17 protein-coding genes are annotated in these 17,186 nt (G+C 35.5%); 15 read left to right on the top strand and 2 right to left on the bottom strand.

The window, feature by feature from the left end:
• Window positions 1-192: 192 nt before the first annotated feature.
• A complete protein-coding gene (locus KYG33_RS10620) occupies window positions 193-1,671 on the bottom strand; it encodes a helix-turn-helix domain-containing protein (protein WP_077419117.1) in 1,479 nt (492 codons plus the stop codon).
• 126 nt (window positions 1,672-1,797) lie between these two features.
• Between KYG33_RS10620 and aceB the strand changes: the two genes are divergently transcribed.
• The 12 genes from aceB (at window position 1,798) to KYG33_RS10560 (ending at window position 13,915) form a co-directional block, all read left to right on the top strand.
• Window positions 1,798-3,372 (top strand): malate synthase A, encoded by a 1,575-nt coding sequence (gene aceB / locus KYG33_RS10615; RefSeq protein WP_219073199.1) that lies wholly within the window; start codon window positions 1,798-1,800, stop codon window positions 3,370-3,372.
• 126 nt (window positions 3,373-3,498) lie between these two features.
• Window positions 3,499-4,779, top strand: a complete 1,281-nt coding sequence (gene aceA, locus KYG33_RS10610; protein WP_077419119.1) for an isocitrate lyase — start codon at window positions 3,499-3,501, stop codon at window positions 4,777-4,779.
• 160 nt (window positions 4,780-4,939) lie between these two features.
• Window positions 4,940-5,512 (top strand): OmpH family outer membrane protein, encoded by a 573-nt coding sequence (locus KYG33_RS10605; RefSeq protein ID WP_180564501.1) that lies wholly within the window; start codon window positions 4,940-4,942, stop codon window positions 5,510-5,512.
• Window positions 5,513-5,629: 117 nt separating this feature from the next.
• Complete coding sequence (locus KYG33_RS10600) at window positions 5,630-6,037, top strand: acyl-CoA thioesterase (RefSeq protein ID WP_232538998.1); 408 nt, start codon at window positions 5,630-5,632, stop codon at window positions 6,035-6,037.
• A 79-nt stretch (window positions 6,038-6,116) separates the two neighbouring features.
• The gene (locus KYG33_RS10595) at window positions 6,117-7,283 is read left to right on the top strand and encodes a hypothetical protein (RefSeq protein ID WP_219073198.1); all 1,167 of its coding nucleotides are present in this window, start codon (window positions 6,117-6,119) and stop codon (window positions 7,281-7,283) included.
• Between the two features lie 35 nt (window positions 7,284-7,318).
• Window positions 7,319-7,705, top strand: coding sequence for a hypothetical protein (locus KYG33_RS10590; RefSeq protein ID WP_219073197.1), 387 nt, complete (start codon window positions 7,319-7,321; stop codon window positions 7,703-7,705).
• A 73-nt stretch (window positions 7,706-7,778) separates the two neighbouring features.
• Window positions 7,779-9,221, top strand: a complete 1,443-nt coding sequence (locus KYG33_RS10585; protein ID WP_077419123.1) for a serine hydrolase — start codon at window positions 7,779-7,781, stop codon at window positions 9,219-9,221.
• A gap of 220 nt (window positions 9,222-9,441) precedes the next feature.
• Window positions 9,442-10,695 (top strand): erythromycin esterase family protein, encoded by a 1,254-nt coding sequence (locus tag KYG33_RS10580; protein ID WP_219073196.1) that lies wholly within the window; start codon window positions 9,442-9,444, stop codon window positions 10,693-10,695.
• 86 nt (window positions 10,696-10,781) lie between these two features.
• A complete protein-coding gene (locus KYG33_RS10575; RefSeq protein WP_077419125.1) occupies window positions 10,782-11,225 on the top strand; it encodes a 6-pyruvoyl trahydropterin synthase family protein in 444 nt (147 codons plus the stop codon).
• A gap of 23 nt (window positions 11,226-11,248) precedes the next feature.
• Window positions 11,249-12,019 carry a UDP-2,3-diacylglucosamine diphosphatase gene (locus tag KYG33_RS10570; protein ID WP_180564497.1) on the top strand — a complete coding sequence of 257 codons (771 nt, stop codon included), beginning with the start codon at window positions 11,249-11,251 and terminating at the stop codon, window positions 12,017-12,019.
• Window positions 12,020-12,213: 194 nt separating this feature from the next.
• Complete coding sequence (locus tag KYG33_RS10565; protein WP_180564496.1) at window positions 12,214-13,206, top strand: acyl transferase; 993 nt, start codon at window positions 12,214-12,216, stop codon at window positions 13,204-13,206.
• Window positions 13,207-13,369: 163 nt separating this feature from the next.
• Window positions 13,370-13,915 (top strand): hypothetical protein, encoded by a 546-nt coding sequence (locus tag KYG33_RS10560; RefSeq protein ID WP_077419128.1) that lies wholly within the window; start codon window positions 13,370-13,372, stop codon window positions 13,913-13,915.
• A 148-nt stretch (window positions 13,916-14,063) separates the two neighbouring features.
• On the opposite strand, the gene aqpZ is transcribed toward KYG33_RS10560, so the two are convergent.
• Entirely contained in the window at window positions 14,064-14,780 is a 717-nt protein-coding gene (aqpZ, locus tag KYG33_RS10555; RefSeq protein WP_034696881.1) for an aquaporin Z, read from the bottom strand.
• Window positions 14,781-14,998: 218 nt separating this feature from the next.
• Here aqpZ and KYG33_RS10550 point away from each other — a divergent pair, with 218 nt between their 5' ends.
• The 3 genes from KYG33_RS10550 to KYG33_RS10540 all read left to right on the top strand — a co-directional run bounded on the left by KYG33_RS10550 (window position 14,999) and on the right by KYG33_RS10540 (window position 17,109).
• Window positions 14,999-15,619 (top strand): DUF5715 family protein, encoded by a 621-nt coding sequence (locus tag KYG33_RS10550; protein ID WP_077419129.1) that lies wholly within the window; start codon window positions 14,999-15,001, stop codon window positions 15,617-15,619.
• 63 nt (window positions 15,620-15,682) lie between these two features.
• A complete protein-coding gene (locus KYG33_RS10545; RefSeq protein WP_232538996.1) occupies window positions 15,683-16,462 on the top strand; it encodes a hypothetical protein in 780 nt (259 codons plus the stop codon).
• 17 nt (window positions 16,463-16,479) lie between these two features.
• A complete protein-coding gene (locus tag KYG33_RS10540) occupies window positions 16,480-17,109 on the top strand; it encodes a hypothetical protein (protein WP_077419131.1) in 630 nt (209 codons plus the stop codon).
• Window positions 17,110-17,186 lie beyond the last annotated feature (77 nt).

Raw genomic sequence — 17,186 nt, 5'->3', positions numbered from 1 at the left:
GGACAGACTTTTCTTTGCTGAGTGAAACGCCATAGCGCCCGAAAAAACTATAAAATATTATAAAAACTTTGCGAACTTTGCGTTTAAGATTAACGTATTATTCTTAGATTAAAACATGTATTACGTATCTCAAAACATATTTAAAATTCACAAGCGAAGCGGATTGACGATTCACCATTCATCCTTTCCCCTCTAATTTTCAAACTTTTTCCTTATTTTCTCCACAGAACTTTTCATACTCAGGTTAAAATGTTCCTTTTCCAGCCTTACCGGAGGAGCCTGCCTCACTTCACAATCTGCAATACTGCACGATTCACAGGTAACTCCAACATTGATCGTTTTTAAAGAAGGAGATTTTATAAAGCTTATTTTTTTGATCGTTTGAGTATTCAATAAAATCCCCAAACAATAGCTTCTATTGCTTCCGTCTGAAAAAGGGTTCTTTTGCGAAGTGGAAATGACAAGATAACTTATTCCCTGGTCTTTATAATGGGAGATCTGAGCATCCGTCAATGTTTCATTTTCTTTTAAATGATCAAGGTTTTTCACGGCAATCCACCGTCTGCAGTAATGCTCGTTGGTTGCATTGGCATGAGGAGCCTGCTGATGGTTCAGATGAAGTTCTTTTAAAATCTGAATCTTATCCGAATTTTTCTTTTTTACCAGACACAGATAAAACAAATCTTTAATTCCCATTTCAGCCGAAAGAATATTAGTCAGTCGGTAGTAGAACGTTTCAGGGGAACGGGTAAAACTGTTAATAAGATTTTCAAAATTTTCAGATTCCCATGTATTGTGCTGAAAAAATTCTGATGTCTTCTCAATGACAGGCTCTTTTGAAATTAATAAAGCCCCTGCAAAATAAGAAGCATAAAAGTTATTGAGAATTTCCTCAAAACTCCCAAAGTCAAGCCATGAATAGGTGTTTGGACGTATTTTTAGTTCCAGAACATTGAAGCCGATTTCTTTAGCGAGGATAAATGTTTTCTGATCCTTTTCCAGTTTTTGATTCAGTAGTAATAGTTTTTTCTCCGGAATAAAAAGCGAACGAAGGTTATCCAGCGTTCCATATTTTTCAAAATCTTCAGATTGAATCGTATAGCTGAATTTTTCTGTAAGAATTTTTTCCAGAATTTCAGACTTTAAATTTTTGCCGGGTTTTATCTGATTTTCCTGAGTAAACAGATTTACTTTTTCTTCAATTTCCGGAAAATAATTGTCATATAATTCCTGGAATGATCTTAATACGGCAAAATAAAATCTTTCTTTGCCAAGATTATAATTCTGGGAAATCTCAATCAGGGCATTGATGAAAGCCGTCACCTTTTTGGGAGCATCACTGATAATGCTGATAAGATTGTTTTTGTTGATTCCGAACAGCTCCAATGGTACTTCTTTGAAAAAATCAGACTGCAGAATTTCATTGAAAGGAGCCAGACTTTTATCGAGTTTGGTGGACACCAGATCATCAAACGTACAGCTCAGTGCTTCAGAAAGCTGGATGATCTTATCGTGTTTGGGATATTTTTTTCCGTTTTCAATTTCGTTAAGATAAGATTTTGATAATCCTGTCTTTACAGCAAGATCCTGCAGAGACCAGTTTTTCTTTTGTCTCTGCTGTTTCAGTTTTAACCCGAAAACTGTTTTGATAAAGTCACTTTCTGAATTCATTACTCAAATATAAATAATTAGATGCGATTATTCGCATAATAATTTTTGAATAAATTTAGCGAACGTTCGCTGTTTGTGAAAATTTTTATTTATGTTTGTAATATCAAATCACAAAATCAATATGTTATGGAAACCAAGACTCAATTAGAAATAAAAGCTCAGAAGCAGTTTGAAGCAGTTTTTACTCCGGATTTGATGGATTTTCTGATTGCACTTCATCAGAACTTCAATCATAAAAGACTGGAACTTTTAAAAGAAAGAAAAAATACCCAGCAGAATTTTGATCAAGGAAAGCTTCCTGAATTTTTAAAAGAAACAGAAGAAATCCGTAATGGGAATTGGGTGTGTGCCTCTTTGCCGGAAGATTTGTCAGACAGAAGAGTAGAGATTACAGGACCTGTAGACCGCAAGATGATTATCAATGCATTAAATTCAGGGGCTTCTACGTTTATGGCAGATCTTGAAGACAGCAGCTCGCCGGTATGGGAAAACTGTATTCAGGGACAGATTAATCTTTCTGATGCTATTAACCGTACTATTGATTTTGTAAACGAAGCAGGAAAAACTTATAAGCTTAACGAAAAACCTGCAGTTTTACAGGTTCGTCCACGTGGTCTTCACCTTCCGGAGAAGCATATTGAAATCAATGGTGAAAAAGCTTCCGGTTCGCTGATTGATTTTGGACTGTATTTTTTCAGAAATGCAAAGTCGCTTTTAGAAAAGGGAAGTGGTCCTTACTTCTACCTTCCGAAACTGGAACATTATAAAGAAGCCCGTTGGTGGAATGAGGTTTTTGTCTTTGCCCAAAACTATCTGGGAATTCAGCAGGGAACAATTAAAGCCACAGTTTTGATCGAAACCATTACGGCTTCATTTCAGATTGATGAAATTTTATTTGAATTAAAAGAACATAGTGCAGGACTGAACTGCGGCAGATGGGATTATATTTTTTCCTATATCAAAAAATTCAGAAACCTTCCGGAGTTTATTGTACCGGACAGAGATCAGGTGACCATGACTTCTCCTTTTATGAGTGCCTATTCAAAAAGGGTCATCGAAATATGCCATAAGAGAAATGTACATGCTATCGGCGGAATGGCCGCTCAAATTCCTGTAAAAGACAATGATGAAGCCAATAATATTGCTTTTGAAAAGGTAAGAAGTGATAAAGAACGGGAAGTGAAAAATGGTCATGACGGAACCTGGGTAGCACATCCAGCCTTAGTTTCAGTAGCAAAAGAAATTTTTGACAAGCATATGCCTTCCAAAAATCAGATTGATAAGAAATTTGAATATCACATAACAGAAAGTAATCTGCTGGAAATTCCCAAAGGTGAGATTACCGAAAAAGGAGTCAGAAAAAATATCAACGTAGGAATTCTCTACCTCGAAAGCTGGCTGATGGGAACCGGTGCTGCTGCTATTTATAATCTGATGGAAGATGCTGCTACAGCAGAGATTTCAAGAACACAGATCTGGCAATGGCTGAAAAATGAAGCGGTGTTAAGTGATGACAGAACATTGACCCGAAGTATGATTTTACAGTGGGAAAGCGAAGAAATGGACAATATTGAAAAATATGTAGGTGAAACCCGTTTCAAAAACGGAAAATTCAACCTTGCCAAAGAACTTTTCAATGAGCTGATCTTCTCTGAGAATTTTGAAGAATTTCTAACCCTTAAAGCTTATCCTTTTATTTAATGAAAATATTGGTTGCTGGTTTATAATGGCTGGTTGAAAAGCAGATCATCAATTAACAAACAACAATAGAACCAGCATCTAGCAATAGAATTACTTTCAAATCTAATCAAACAAAATCCAAATATTATGAAAACAAGACAAGAACAAATCCAGGCTATAGAACAAGACTGGCTGACAAATCCACGTTGGAACGGTGTAAAAAGGCCCTATACAGCAGCAGAAGTTTTGAAACTTCGCGGTTCTTATACCATAGAATATACTATTGCTACGGAAATGTCCAAAAAATTCTGGAATAAATTAAATAACCAGGATTATGTGGCAGGACTTGGAGCGCTTACAGGCAATCAGGCCGTGCAGGAAGTAGATGCCGGACTGGAAGCTATTTACCTTTCAGGATGGCAGGTGGCTGCAGATGCCAATTTATCGGGAGAAATGTATCCGGATCAATCACTGTATCCCGCCAATTCAGTGCCTTCTGTGGTAAAGAAAATTAATAATGCATTGCTGAGGGCAGATCAGGTACAATCTGTGAGCGGAGCTGGAGATAAAGAATATCTGGTACCCATCATTGCAGATGCAGAAGCAGGTTTTGGAGGTAACCTGAATGCTTTTGAACTGATGAAGCAGATGATAGAAGCGGGAGCTGCTGCCGTACACTTTGAAGATCAGCTTTCTTCTGCAAAAAAATGCGGACACCTGGGCGGAAAAGTATTGGTGCCAACACAGGAGGCAGTCAACAAACTGATTGCAGCACGTCTGGCAGCCGATGTACTGGGAGTTCCGAGTCTTATTATTGCAAGAACAGATGCGGATGCAGCGGATTTACTGACCTCTGATATTGATGACAGAGATAAGAAATTCGTAACAGGAGAAAGAACTGCTGAAGGATTTTATGTAGTAAGAAACGGAGTAGAGCAGGGAATCGACAGAGGGTTGTCCTATGCTCCATATGCAGATCTGATCTGGATGGAAACCTCAAATCCTGATCTGGAGCAGGCAAGAAGATTTGCAGAAGGAATTCATGCGAAATTCCCTGGGAAAATGCTTGCTTATAACTGTTCTCCTTCATTCAACTGGGCGGCAAGGCTGAGCGTGGAAGAGATGTCTACTTTCCGTGAAGAGCTGGCAAAAATGGGGTACAAATTCCAGTTTATTACATTGGCAGGATTCCATGCTTTGAATACAGCAATGTTTGAATTGGCATTAGCTTATAAAGAAAGAGGAATGGCTGGATACTCAGAACTGCAGGAACGTGAGTTTGCCCTGCAGCAGAAAGGATTCAGAGCGGTGAAGCATCAGTCTTTTGTAGGGACGGGGTATTTTGATGAAATACAGAATGTTGTTACAAACGGTTCTTCAGCTACTGTAGCAATGAAAGATTCTACAGAAACCGCACAATTCCATTAGTCATTTTTTCCATATTTTTTTGATGTTAAACCTTCCTTATTGGGGAGGTTTTTCTTTGTTTGCCTGCTTTTAATTCATTCAGATTTTCAGGAATAAATGTTATATGATAAGTAATTAAAATTTGAATTATATTTGGGGACGAAAAAATATTATTAAAACAATGAATTTAATTAAAGTACTTTTTATTACATTAGGATTAACGCTTACTGCAAATGCTGTAAATGCTCAACAGAAAATTGGAAGTGTAAACACAGAAGAAATTTTTGCAAGTTTATCTGAAGTAAAAACTATAGGAACTACCATTGATAATCTGACTAAAACAAAACAGACTGAAATTGAAAAGCTGATCAATGATTATCAGACTAAGCTGAAAACGGCACAGGATAAAGAAAAAACCTTAAATGAGTCTAACAAAGAAGCAGTAACTAAAGAACTGATTGCAGCACAAACAGAATTACAAGGTTTAGGTAAAAAAATAGAAGAAACTAGAGCGCAGGCAGCTAAAGATATTTCTGCCAAGCAAAATGAAATGCTTACTCCACTGCAAAAGAAAGTAAGAGATGCTATTTTTGCTGTTGCTAAAGAAAAAAATCTAAGCTATGTATTTGATACAGCAGCACAGGAAGCTAATAACCTGCTTTATACGGACGGAAGTGAGGATATTACGGCTATTGTAAAAACCAAATTAGGTGCTACGGCAACTGCTGCTAAGCCTGCTGGAAAATCTAAATAATAATTTCAATATACTGAATATTGAACGGAATCAGAGAGCATCTGATTCCGTTTTTATTTTAGAAAATAAATTTTTGTTCTTATAGAACGAAGACCGTTCTGTTTTAAAATGATAAATTTGAGTAAACTTTTCATGAGCATGAATTTAATGTACGAAAAACAGATAAAGGTAACAGAAGAACATATTGATCAGAACAACCATGTAAATAATGTACAATATGTACATTGGGTGGAAGAAGTGGCCGCAGAGCACTGGGATCTTCTAAAATATCAAACCGAATATGTAAACGATGCCTGGATGCTCCTGGATCACCATATCCAATATAAAAAACAGGTTTATCTGAATGATATTATCACAGTAAGAACCTATCCTATGGTCCCTGAAGGAGCTAAACAGCCAAGAAAAGTGGAATTTTACTGCAATGATGAGCTGGTGGTAGATTCAAGTACACTTTGGATTCTCTTCGATCCGGAAACCAAGAAGATCAAACGTCTGGGAAGTGACTGGCTCGAGAAATTTTTCTAGATCGTAAAATGATTAAAATCAAAGTAGGAAATAGAATTTTTATTTTTAACCTACAATATTCAATAAAAAACTACATAACATGAAATTCTTTTATTCGCTGGCTTTACTATTGTTGAGCATTGCAGCCCATAGCCAGGACAATCCTTACCTGTTTTCCGATGATATTAAAAAGAAGGTGGAAGATCCTGCTCAAAGTCAATCCTGGAGAAGCCAGATGGGTGCAACATATTACTCCATAAGCGGACACTATAAACCTGCACTGGAAAGTTGGGACCAGACTTTCGGAAGGGTGAAAAAGCTAAACACTGCCGATAGTCTGAAATTCACAAAATTAATCCCGGTCAATGCAAAAGAATATATCCTGAAAAAAGCAGACGATGAGAAAATAATCATCATCAATGAGGCTCATCACAATGCAAGTCACAGAACTTTTGCATCTTCTTTACTTCAGGGGTTATATGATAGAGGCTACAGATACATAGGAATCGAAACACTGGAAGGAGATTCTCTAAATACTGTAAAATTTGCTACCCTCAACAGCGGATATTATTCTAAGGAACCGGAATTCGGAAACTTTATTTATAATGCTTTGAAAATTGGATTCAAGCTTTTTCCTTACGAAGCTGAAGGCAATAATAAAGAAAGGGAAATTGGAGAAGCCAAAAATATTTTCAATTTTATGCAGCAAAATAAAGAAGGCAAATATCTGATTTACTGTGGGTATCAGCATGCTTATGAAGGTATTCATAAATCCTGGGAAAAGACAATGGCTGGGCGGCTTTCAGACTTGACAGGGATCAATCCATTGACCATAGACCAAACTCAGTTTTCAGAAAAAAGCTTATTGAAGTATAATGAACCGCTTTTGAAATTGGTAAATAATACTGTTCCAGTTGTTTTGAAAGATGAAAACCAAATGATCTATAATGGTGAGGACAAAGAGTTGTATACAGATATTAAAATCATTCATCCCGTTACAAAATACATCAAAGGCAAGCCAGGTTGGATGCTGCAGGAAAACAGAAAGTTTTATAAAATTCCGGCTGCTCAACTTTCAACATATCCGGTTATGGTTTTTGCATACCGAAAAGGTGAATTTGAACAAAAAGGAATTCCTGCCGATATCATTGAACTCAACACGCCTCAAGACCATCGTTTTTTAATCCTTGATAAAGGAAATTATGATATTGTCATTAAAGATAAAGAGTACAACATCATTCATAGATTTGAAAAAAGAATAAAATAAAATTCAGGCAGAAATCAGTTGGGTAAAATGAGACAATGAAAAATAAGTTGAGGAAAATTACCATTAATACTATTGAGTATCTGTATTCTGTGACAGACCAGTTCCATTCTGAAACAGCAACCAATACTCTGACTGTAAAATTTTTTTTAAATGGTCAGAAAAAAACTCCTTTAATCATTAAATTCCTGACGGCCGATTATTATATGATGGGACAGCCTTTAAAATCGGGAGTTAAGCTGATAAATAAAATTACAGGCTCGGAAGATGAGGTTAATCTTAATGAGCCCAAATACATCAAACAGTTTATTTTATTGGGATTAAAAAAAGGATGGTCGGGAACTCATTCAATAGAAATACAAAACGGACTTCATTATTTGAATGAATTAGGTTTTGAAACAGACAAATTAATTCCCGGAGAATAAAGTTTTTTTCTTCAATGTAATATAATAAGACTAATAATTGTTTTTAATAGAGTAGTAAGAAACAAACATTACCATGAAACCATCCATTTTAACGATACTTTTTTTGAATTTTTTCTTTACGGGTCATAGCCAGACCGCAGACCAGTCAAAAACAATCGATAGCTATATAAAAAAGGTTATCCAAATCAATGAAATACCAGGATTAGCCGTGGGAATCGTTACAAATAATAAAGTAACCTTCCAGAAATACTATGGAACGGAAACCTTAGAGACTGATAAAAAAGTAGATGCCAATTCCATGTTCAGGGTATATTCTACTACAAAATTGATATCAAATGTTGGGCTCTTTCAGCTCGTTGAGCAGGGAAAAGTATCTTTGGAAGATAAAATCTCAAAATATATAGACCATGTGCCCACAGAATGGCAAAATATTCAGGTGAAGAATCTTTTATCACATTCTTCAGGATTACCGGACTGGATTAACTTCAGTGATATTGCAGCAGATACAGCCAATGATGAAGTGATTGCCAGGCTGTCAAAAGAAAAAATGGAATTTGAAACCGGAACTGATTACAGATATAACCAGACCAATTATATGCTGATATCTATGATCATTGAAAAAGTAACCGGAGAAAAATTTGAAGAGTATATCGTGAAGAATCAGTTTTCGGACTCTAAAAATCAGGTGGTCTTTTCATCCAATTCTATTGAAAAAATTCCCAACAGAATTGTAAAATATAGTTATAACAAGGAGAAACATCAATATGATAAATCTACATTTGTAGAAGGGAGAAGAGCACATCCCGCGAATGGTTTGGCCATTACATTACCTGCTTTTTTACAATGGAGTATCCATCTCAGCAAAAATGATTTTCTAAAACCTGCCACACAAGAATTGATGTGGAAACCGTTTGAATATAAAAATAAAGACATCACCTTCACTCATGGCTGGGATATGGGAACTTTTAATAATATAAAATCCTATCATTTTTCTGGTGGAAATGTGAGTGCATACAGAATTTTCCCGGACAAAAATATGGCTGTTGTATTGATGTACAACGGATATAAAGAATTTGCAGTGATGTATCAGGTGATCAATCAGATTGCGGGTATTATGGATAAGCATTTGCTGAATCCTTACACATTGGCAGAAGAATATACAAAGTCTGAACCTCTTGTTCATCCCAATCTTAAAAAAGAAATCTATGGGTATCGTACAGAAAAAGAGAATGTTGTTTTTTCTTATCAATTTCCTGAAAATCAAAGTATAGAATTTATCAGGAATATTTCGGTTTCCGGCTCGTTTAATGACTGGAATCCAGATGATAAGACCTATTATATGAATCTGAAAAAGAACAATACTTTTGAGCTGGTCTTACCAAAGTCTCAGTTTGAAAAAGGAAAAACGTATCAGTTCAAATTTATAATGAATAAGAACGGCTGGCTTACTGTACCTTACAATGCAATCAACGTTGATGGAACTCCGGATAATAATTTAACCTTAAAAATAGATTAAAAAAGGGAGATATTGAACGTGGAAACACAAAAATAAAAGTTTTAGGAGAGCAATCAGAATAGGTTGTTATGATAACCAGTAAAGTAAAGATTGAGTGAGTTAATGAAGAGTTAATGTCATGTTCTGAAGAGAAATTTGTATAACTTATTTTTAAATTTACCGTAACAAATAAGGCTTTTATGCTGTCTTTAGGTAAGAACAAGCCATTGAAAATTATATAATGCTAAAGAAATATTTTTTACTCAATCTCATATTAATTTCCTCCATAGGATTTTCACAGAATACAAAAGGAGAAATACAATTTCAAACTCACTCTACAAGCCAAACTAAGGCTGTAAAAAAAATTAGTGAACACATAAAAGATTATGTAATCGTTGGACTGGGGGAAGGTACACATGGAACCAAAGAGTTTAATGAAATAAGAAGTGAAATCTCAAAACAGCTGATTAGCAAAAATGATTTTAGAATTGTAGCCTTTGAAAGTTCTTATGGTGATGCCGTATTCCTTAATGAAGCAGTGAACTCTGATGTTGATTTAAAAGAGGCATTGAAAAAATATATGACTTCTATCTGGCAGACAAAAGAAATTAATACCCTTTTGGAGTGGATCAGAGCATACAATAAGAATCATAAAGACAAAGTAATCATTTCCGGATTCGATACTGATTCTCTCACGAAGAGTGCTGAAATTTTGAAAAAAACCGATGATTTTGGAAAGGACTATTCTGAGATGACAGGAGAAATTCAAAAAAAAGCCATGTTACAGGATGGAATGTGGGAAAAACAAAATGATCCATCTTTCAGATTGAATATGAAGGAAGTAATAAAAAATGGGACAGAAGGATATATACTCACTAAAAAGGTAGACAGCTTATATGGTAAGAAAATGGATTTGAGTTCAAAACTGGCATTAGAGCATCTCGAACTTGGATTTAAAATACCTTATGAAGCGAGTAAAAAGAATTATGATGTTTCCAGAGATTTTATCATGGCCGAGATGATTAAAAACATTCAGTCAGGGTATGATAAAAAAATGATTCTTTTTGCACATGACGGACATGTTGCATTGAAACCTATACTGGTAGATGGTATGGGAGGGTATTTAAAAGAAAAATACGGAAACAAATATTACGCACTGGCAACAGCTACTGTTTTAGGAACCTATAGTGCTACTGCAGATCCCCGTGCAGTAAAGAACAACAAATACAGCTCTTATCCACTGCCAAAACAATTGGAAAATAGCTGGGAAGAGAAATTGGGGAGCAAAAAAAGTGAAAACTATTTTGTAGACTTCCGCAGCAGCAATGAAGAAATATATGGAAAGGCTTTTAAAATGAGACTTCTGGGATACAACCCTATAACACCAGCAACAGAAAAATTTACCATCACAGAACCCCTTAAGTTAAACGAATGTTTTGATGGAATAATTTTTATAAAACATACAAATGCCGCAGAACACTTATCTACAGATTAAATCCTGAGAATTTCAATAGATTTTGTGAATCAATTTATAGACGGTCTGGCTTTCCAAGTTAGGCCGTTTTATTATATCTTTGCAGTATGATACGTATTACAAAAATTTTTACATTTGAAACAGCTCACGTGCTTTACAACTACGATGGGAAGTGTAAAAATATGCATGGACATTCCTATAAGCTGTTTGTAACAGTGAAAGGAAAACCGATCAATGATATTGAAAATCCTAAAAATGGAATGGTGGTAGATTTCGGAGATATCAAAAGTATCGTAAATTCCGAAATTGTAGATGTATGGGACCATGCGGTTCTTGTAAATGCTCTGTCTCCACACAAAGAATTGGGAGATGACCTGGAACAGAAAGGGCATAAAGTAATCTATTGCAGTTTCCAGCCAACCTGTGAAAACATGTTGTATGCTATTGCTGCTAAAGTAAAATCAAAACTTCCTGATGGAATTTCTTTAGCCTATCTTAAACTTCATGAGACAGAAAACTCTTATGGAGAATGGTTTGCAGAAGATAATTAATAATTTACCCCAAAACTCAGAAAGTGTTAAAGACAACAATTAATTTAGAACCTGGAAAAAAAGTATATTTCGCTTCAGATCAGCATTTTGGAGCTCCCACTCCAAGTGAGAGCAAAGTGCGTGAAGAAAAATTTATACGCTGGATGAATGAGATCAAAGAAGATGCTCAGGTTTTGTTTTTAATGGGCGATCTTTTTGACTTCTGGCATGAGTGGAAACATGTGGTTCCCAAAGGGTATATCCGGGTACTCGGAAAAATTGCAGAACTTAAAGACAGAGGAATTCATATTTATTTCTTTGTCGGAAACCATGATCTGTGGATGAAAGATTATCTGGAAGAGGAGATTGGCTGTACTGTTTTTTATCAGAAACAATATTTTGAAATGGGAGGAAAGCAGTTTTTGCTGGCCCATGGAGACGGGCTGGGACCTGGTGACAAAGGATATAAGAGAATGAAAAAATTATTCACAAATCCGGTGGCACAATGGTTCTTCAAATGGCTTCATCCCGATATTGCGATGAAAGTTGCATTATACCTTTCTCAAAAAAATAAAATGATCTCCGGAGAAGAAGACAAAGCATTTCTGGGAGAAGATAAAGAATTTCTGATCATTTATTCCAAAGAAAAACTGAAGTCAGAGAAGATAGACTATTTCATCTATGGACACAGACATCTCCCAATGGTGCTTGATCTGGAGCAGAATTCAAAATATATCAACCTTGGAGACTGGATTTCCTATTTTACCTATGGGGTTTTTGAAAAGGATTTTGAACTGAAGACTTTTGAAAAATAAAGCAAAAAAAATTACCCCCAAAAAGAGGTAACTTTCGAACGGGCCGAAACCCATTCTTGTTTTTAATCCATATTCCATTGTGGTATGTGCAAGAAGCTTACCAAAATGTAATTTGTAGATTAAAAAAATATTAAATATCAATATTTTATCTTTATAATTGCTTTATACTGAAGTGATAAGGCGCTCAAAAGATTATGGAATTAAAAAATATATTCAATATACAGACTGAACAGGATTTCCTGAATGCATCATTGAAAACATTTCGCTATCAATATGAAAATGTTGAAATATACAGGAAATTCATCGACTTTCTGAATGTTAATCCTGATGAGGTGGATAGTTTGGTGAAGATTCCGTTTTTGCCTATCGAAATGTTCAAAAATCATCAGATTCTGGATAAGAATGTAACAACCGATCTGTTTTTTCAGAGTTCAGGAACAACGCAGATGAATCTGTCAAAACATTTCATTGCAGATCCGGAACTTTATGAAGAAAGTATTTATAAAAGTTTTGAACAGTTTATTGGGAAACCGGAAGACTTTATTTTCCTGGGTTTACTTCCAAGTTATCTGGAAAAACAGCATTCGTCATTGATCTATATGGTAGATTATCTGATGAAAAAATCTGCCAAACCTGAAAACGGATATTTCCTTTATAACCATTCTGATCTTTTTGAGTTATTGAATAAACTTCAGGATAAAAAAGTCATTCTTTTCGGAGTTTCCTTTGCTCTTCTTGACTTCCTGGATTACTGTCATTCCGAAAGAAGCGAAGAATCTCTGAATTTTCTTGAAAATTTAATAGTGATTGAAACCGGAGGAATGAAAGGCAGAAAAGAAGAAATGACGAAAGATGAATTGTTGAAAATCTTAAAGGACGGTCTCAAAACAGATAAAATCTACTCAGAATACTCCATGACAGAGTTGCTTTCACAAGCGTATTCCCTTGGGAATAATGAATATGTATGTCCTAACTGGATGAGAATCATGGTTCGGAATGCAGAAGATCCTCTGGCCTATGAAAAAGAAGGAAAAACCGGAGCTATTAATATCATTGATCTTGCCAATACCCATTCCTGCTCTTTTATTGCGACGCAGGATTTAGGTAAAATTACAGGTAATAAATTTCAGGTACTGGGAAGAATAGATCATTCTGATATCAGAGGATGCAGTCTGCTGGTTAGCTAATGCTTTGAATATAACAAGACAATTGTGAATAGTCAATTCGCTTTGCTTGTCAATTTTGTATCATAATAAATAGCTTGCGACTTTTGCTGAGTGAAACGTCTTTGCGAACATTAAACAGCAAGTAAATAAAGAACTTTGTAAACATTGTGTTTATATTTTAACAATGATCAAAATAGAAGAACTCATACACGCCTATATCCATTCCCATTGCGATTTTGAAAAAGAAATCGTACTGACCAATTATTTTCAGGCCGATTGGGAAGCAGATATTCTGATCATAGATTCAGAAGGGGGAAGTCATGAAATCGAGATTAAGTTTTCGAAAAGTGATTTTAAAAATGATTTCAAAAAATCATATCTCAATAAAGATACCGGAGAAAAATTTTTGAAGCACGATAAAATTTCCTGTGGAGATTATATGTGTAATTCTTTTAGCTTTTTACTTCCGATGGGAATGATAGATGCTGCCCTTATCCCCGAACACTGTGGAATTATTGAATTTTACCATAACGCAGACACCTGGGAAACCGAATTTTATCTGATCCGCCCACCCAAAAAACTTCATGAAGATTCTTACTGGAAACTGAATGATAAAGATTTTTTTATAAGGAAAATGGCGCTCAATCTTCTTCAGCGTAAAATGGAGATCAAAGGAAAGCATGAAGAACTGATCTTCAAAAATCCTTTTGATATCAAAAAACTGAAATAAAGCCAGGAGATTCTGGTAAATAAAATGATATAATTTTAATGCAAAGTTCAATTTTCTATATTAAAAATTTAGAATAGTGTATTTGTGATCATAAAATAAAAAAATCCTGCCGCCTGACAGGATTTTATCATTGAATATGATTTTAAAATTAATCTGCAATTTCTGCGGTGTCTCTCTGAAGCAAGAACTTGTAAATCAATCCTCCTACAACTCCTCCTAAAATAGGAGCTACCCAGAACAGCCAAAGCTGTGACATGGCAATTCCTCCCATGAAGACAGCCTGTGAAAGTGATCTTGCAGGGTTTACTGAAGTATTTGTAATAGGAATAGAAATCAGGTGAATCAAAGTAAGAGCAAGACCGATAGCAAGACCGGCAAATTTACCGTTGGCCCATTTATCTGTAGCTCCCATGATCACAATAAGGAAAAAGGCAGTTAATAAAAACTCAGCCAGGAACGCAGCTCCCATACTGAAAGCTTTTCCGTTGTAAACGGCTTCTCCGTAAAAGTTCGTGGCAAAATCTCCGGGTTTTGAGAATTCTACCGCTCCTGCACCATTTAGGATTGTATACAGACATCCTGCTGCTACAATGGCTCCCAGACACTGGGCTACGATGTAAGGAATAAGATCTTTGGCAGGAAATCTTCCCCCGGCTAAAAGTCCAAAAGAAACTGCCGGATTAAAGTGTCCTCCTGAAATATGACCTACAGCGTAAGCCATCGTAAGAACAGTAAGACCAAATGCCAAAGCAACTCCTAAAAGTCCGATGCCAATGTCGGGAACACCGGCTGCGAAAACAGCGCTTCCACACCCTCCGAAAACAAGCCAAAATGTGCCGAAAAATTCAGCGAAAAGTTTTTTTATCATGTTGTTTATTATTTATGTATCTCAAATGTAAAATTTAAATCTTAAAGTAAAAAGTTAAAACTGAAAAAAAAACTCAAAAAAGAGTGAACAAAAATTATAAAATCGATAATTTGGTGTAAAGTTTGTTTGGGATTTATTTATACAGTATTATAGTCGGTTTTGAAAGATATAACATAAATGTTTTATCTTTCATTTGTAATTTAAAAGGATGGTGAATGAGAAAGTTTCTTTGTGTGGTCTTTGTACCCTTTATTTATAGTTTACATTATTCGCAGGCAGCAAAAAAGGCTTTTCCCTGCTATGATCTTACTACTGTACTGAAGGTTGAACCTACACCGCTTTACAAACCCCATCTTGATGCCTCAAAGAGTTTTGGAATAGAGCTGTTGAAAGACTCCAAAACAGTACAAAAGTATATCAACAAAGGTAAATTCCATAAAATAAAGAAATCTGGTAAAGGATATCAGGTTCAGAGACTTGATTACAGCAGGGCTTATATGGTATCCAAGGCCAAAACTACCCTTGAGAAGATGGGTTCAAAGTTCAGTAAAGATACAAAAGGAGGTACTTTTACCGTTTCATCCATTACCCGGACTCTTGAAGACCAATGCCGGTTGAGAAGAGTAAATTCTAATGCCTCACTAGGGATTAGTTCTCACAATTATGGTAACTCTTTTGACATTTCTTATGTAAGATTCAACAATGTTTTGAAGTACAATCCGAAAATGGAAATCGCTCTGGAGAAAGTTTTAAAGTATTATCAAAATATCGGTAGAATATATTACATTAAAGAAAGACAACAGAGCTGTTATCATATTACAGTGAAAAATTATTAATTAAAATCTTACTTGCGTAGCATGTTTAGTTTATATATTTTTATAGAACTAAAAACTATGCTTATGTCAACATTAAACATTGTAGACTATATGCTGCCTGTAGAAGAATGCAAAGCAGCATCAAACGAATGGAAAGCGTACTTCTCTGACTTTTCCAAAATTCAAAAGCTGATTCCTACCAACTATGTTTTTAATATTTCCAGTGAACACCTTGAGTGGATGAAGGAGTTCAAGGACTATAAAGACTTTTGTGCAGCAGTAGGAGTTTATAGAGATCGTCTGATTCTTATTTTTTACCCTATGAATAACGAAGGGGTAAAAATAGACGTTAAAGAATATCCGTACAGTTTCCTTACCGAGCTTGACAGAGACTTGAGACTGCAGGAGATTCAGGAATACACTATTGTTAGAAATGCTGTTCTTTCTAAAAATCTTCAAAGCACAGAGAAGAATGCTAATATGGGATTCCCGGTTTCCAATACACCTATTCTTGAGCAGGATATAGCAGTATCAGCTATTGAACGTTGGAGAAACGAAGGTATGGAGTGGTTTTATAAAGAATGTAGAGAAAATGAAGGTATTGGAATTTTCAGAAAATTCTATGTTCCTACCGCAGACCTTTGCCTTGAGGATGATGGTTTGCTGGGTATTACCTGTTCTTTTGGCCTTAGATACAATGATATCTATGGGAAAATGCTGGTAACTCTTATTTTTATTTCTACCCGATCAAATCTTAGAAATTCGGAGCTGGGAGCAGAGACCATTTCCAATACATATGACTGGGCAAAACCATGCCCTCCTATCTGCCGTATTCCGGACGTAGATGTCGGAAGTGGATTTTAAAAACGATAAACTGAGGAATGGCTGAACTTTATAAGGCAATTTTATTCCTGAATTATGCACTGCTTCTATCTGTTATACTGCTGGGAGCAGCAAAATACCGCATATTAAACCAAAAAGAAAAGCCGTATTTTTATTGTATTGCTTTTCTTTTTTTTATTGAACTGCTGAATCTGGCGCTGCCCTATATCTTCAGACTCAATGATACATCATTTCTTTATCCCTTTTATATTGCAGGAGAGTTTTTCTTGCTGACAGGTTTATTTATCAGAAAACTGGATTGGCCGAAATATGTTCTGGGACTTACAGGCCTGCTGGCGGGAGGTTTTATGATTTCAAAATATGGGTTTGATTATCCGTCCAATGCCGATATTGCAAAAGTGGTTTCCAATATTGTTATCATCTGCCTTTCCGGGTTTACCCTGATCCGTGAGATTAAAAACACCTCTGTACAGAATCAGAATCGTTTTATTCTGGTAGATGCCAGTATTTTTTTCTACTATTCTGTTTCGGTATTTATTTTTATCATCCAACATCAGATTGCAGAACTGTCGGAAAACGATTATTATATTATTCTCAGTGCCAATAATATTCTTTCGAGTATTTTGTACTGTTCATTTTTATATACTTTTATCAAATTAAAGAAGTAACTTTAAATATCAATCTGCTGATCCTTATAATTGTTACCATAACAGTTATAGTATCCTTTATTCTGCTTGCCTACAGA

The organism is Chryseobacterium sp. D764, from assembly GCF_019317325.1.
Lineage (GTDB): Bacteria > Bacteroidota > Bacteroidia > Flavobacteriales > Weeksellaceae > Chryseobacterium.
The sequence above is the reverse complement of the archived record's forward strand: the minus strand, read 5'-3'. Positions and strand labels throughout refer to the sequence as shown.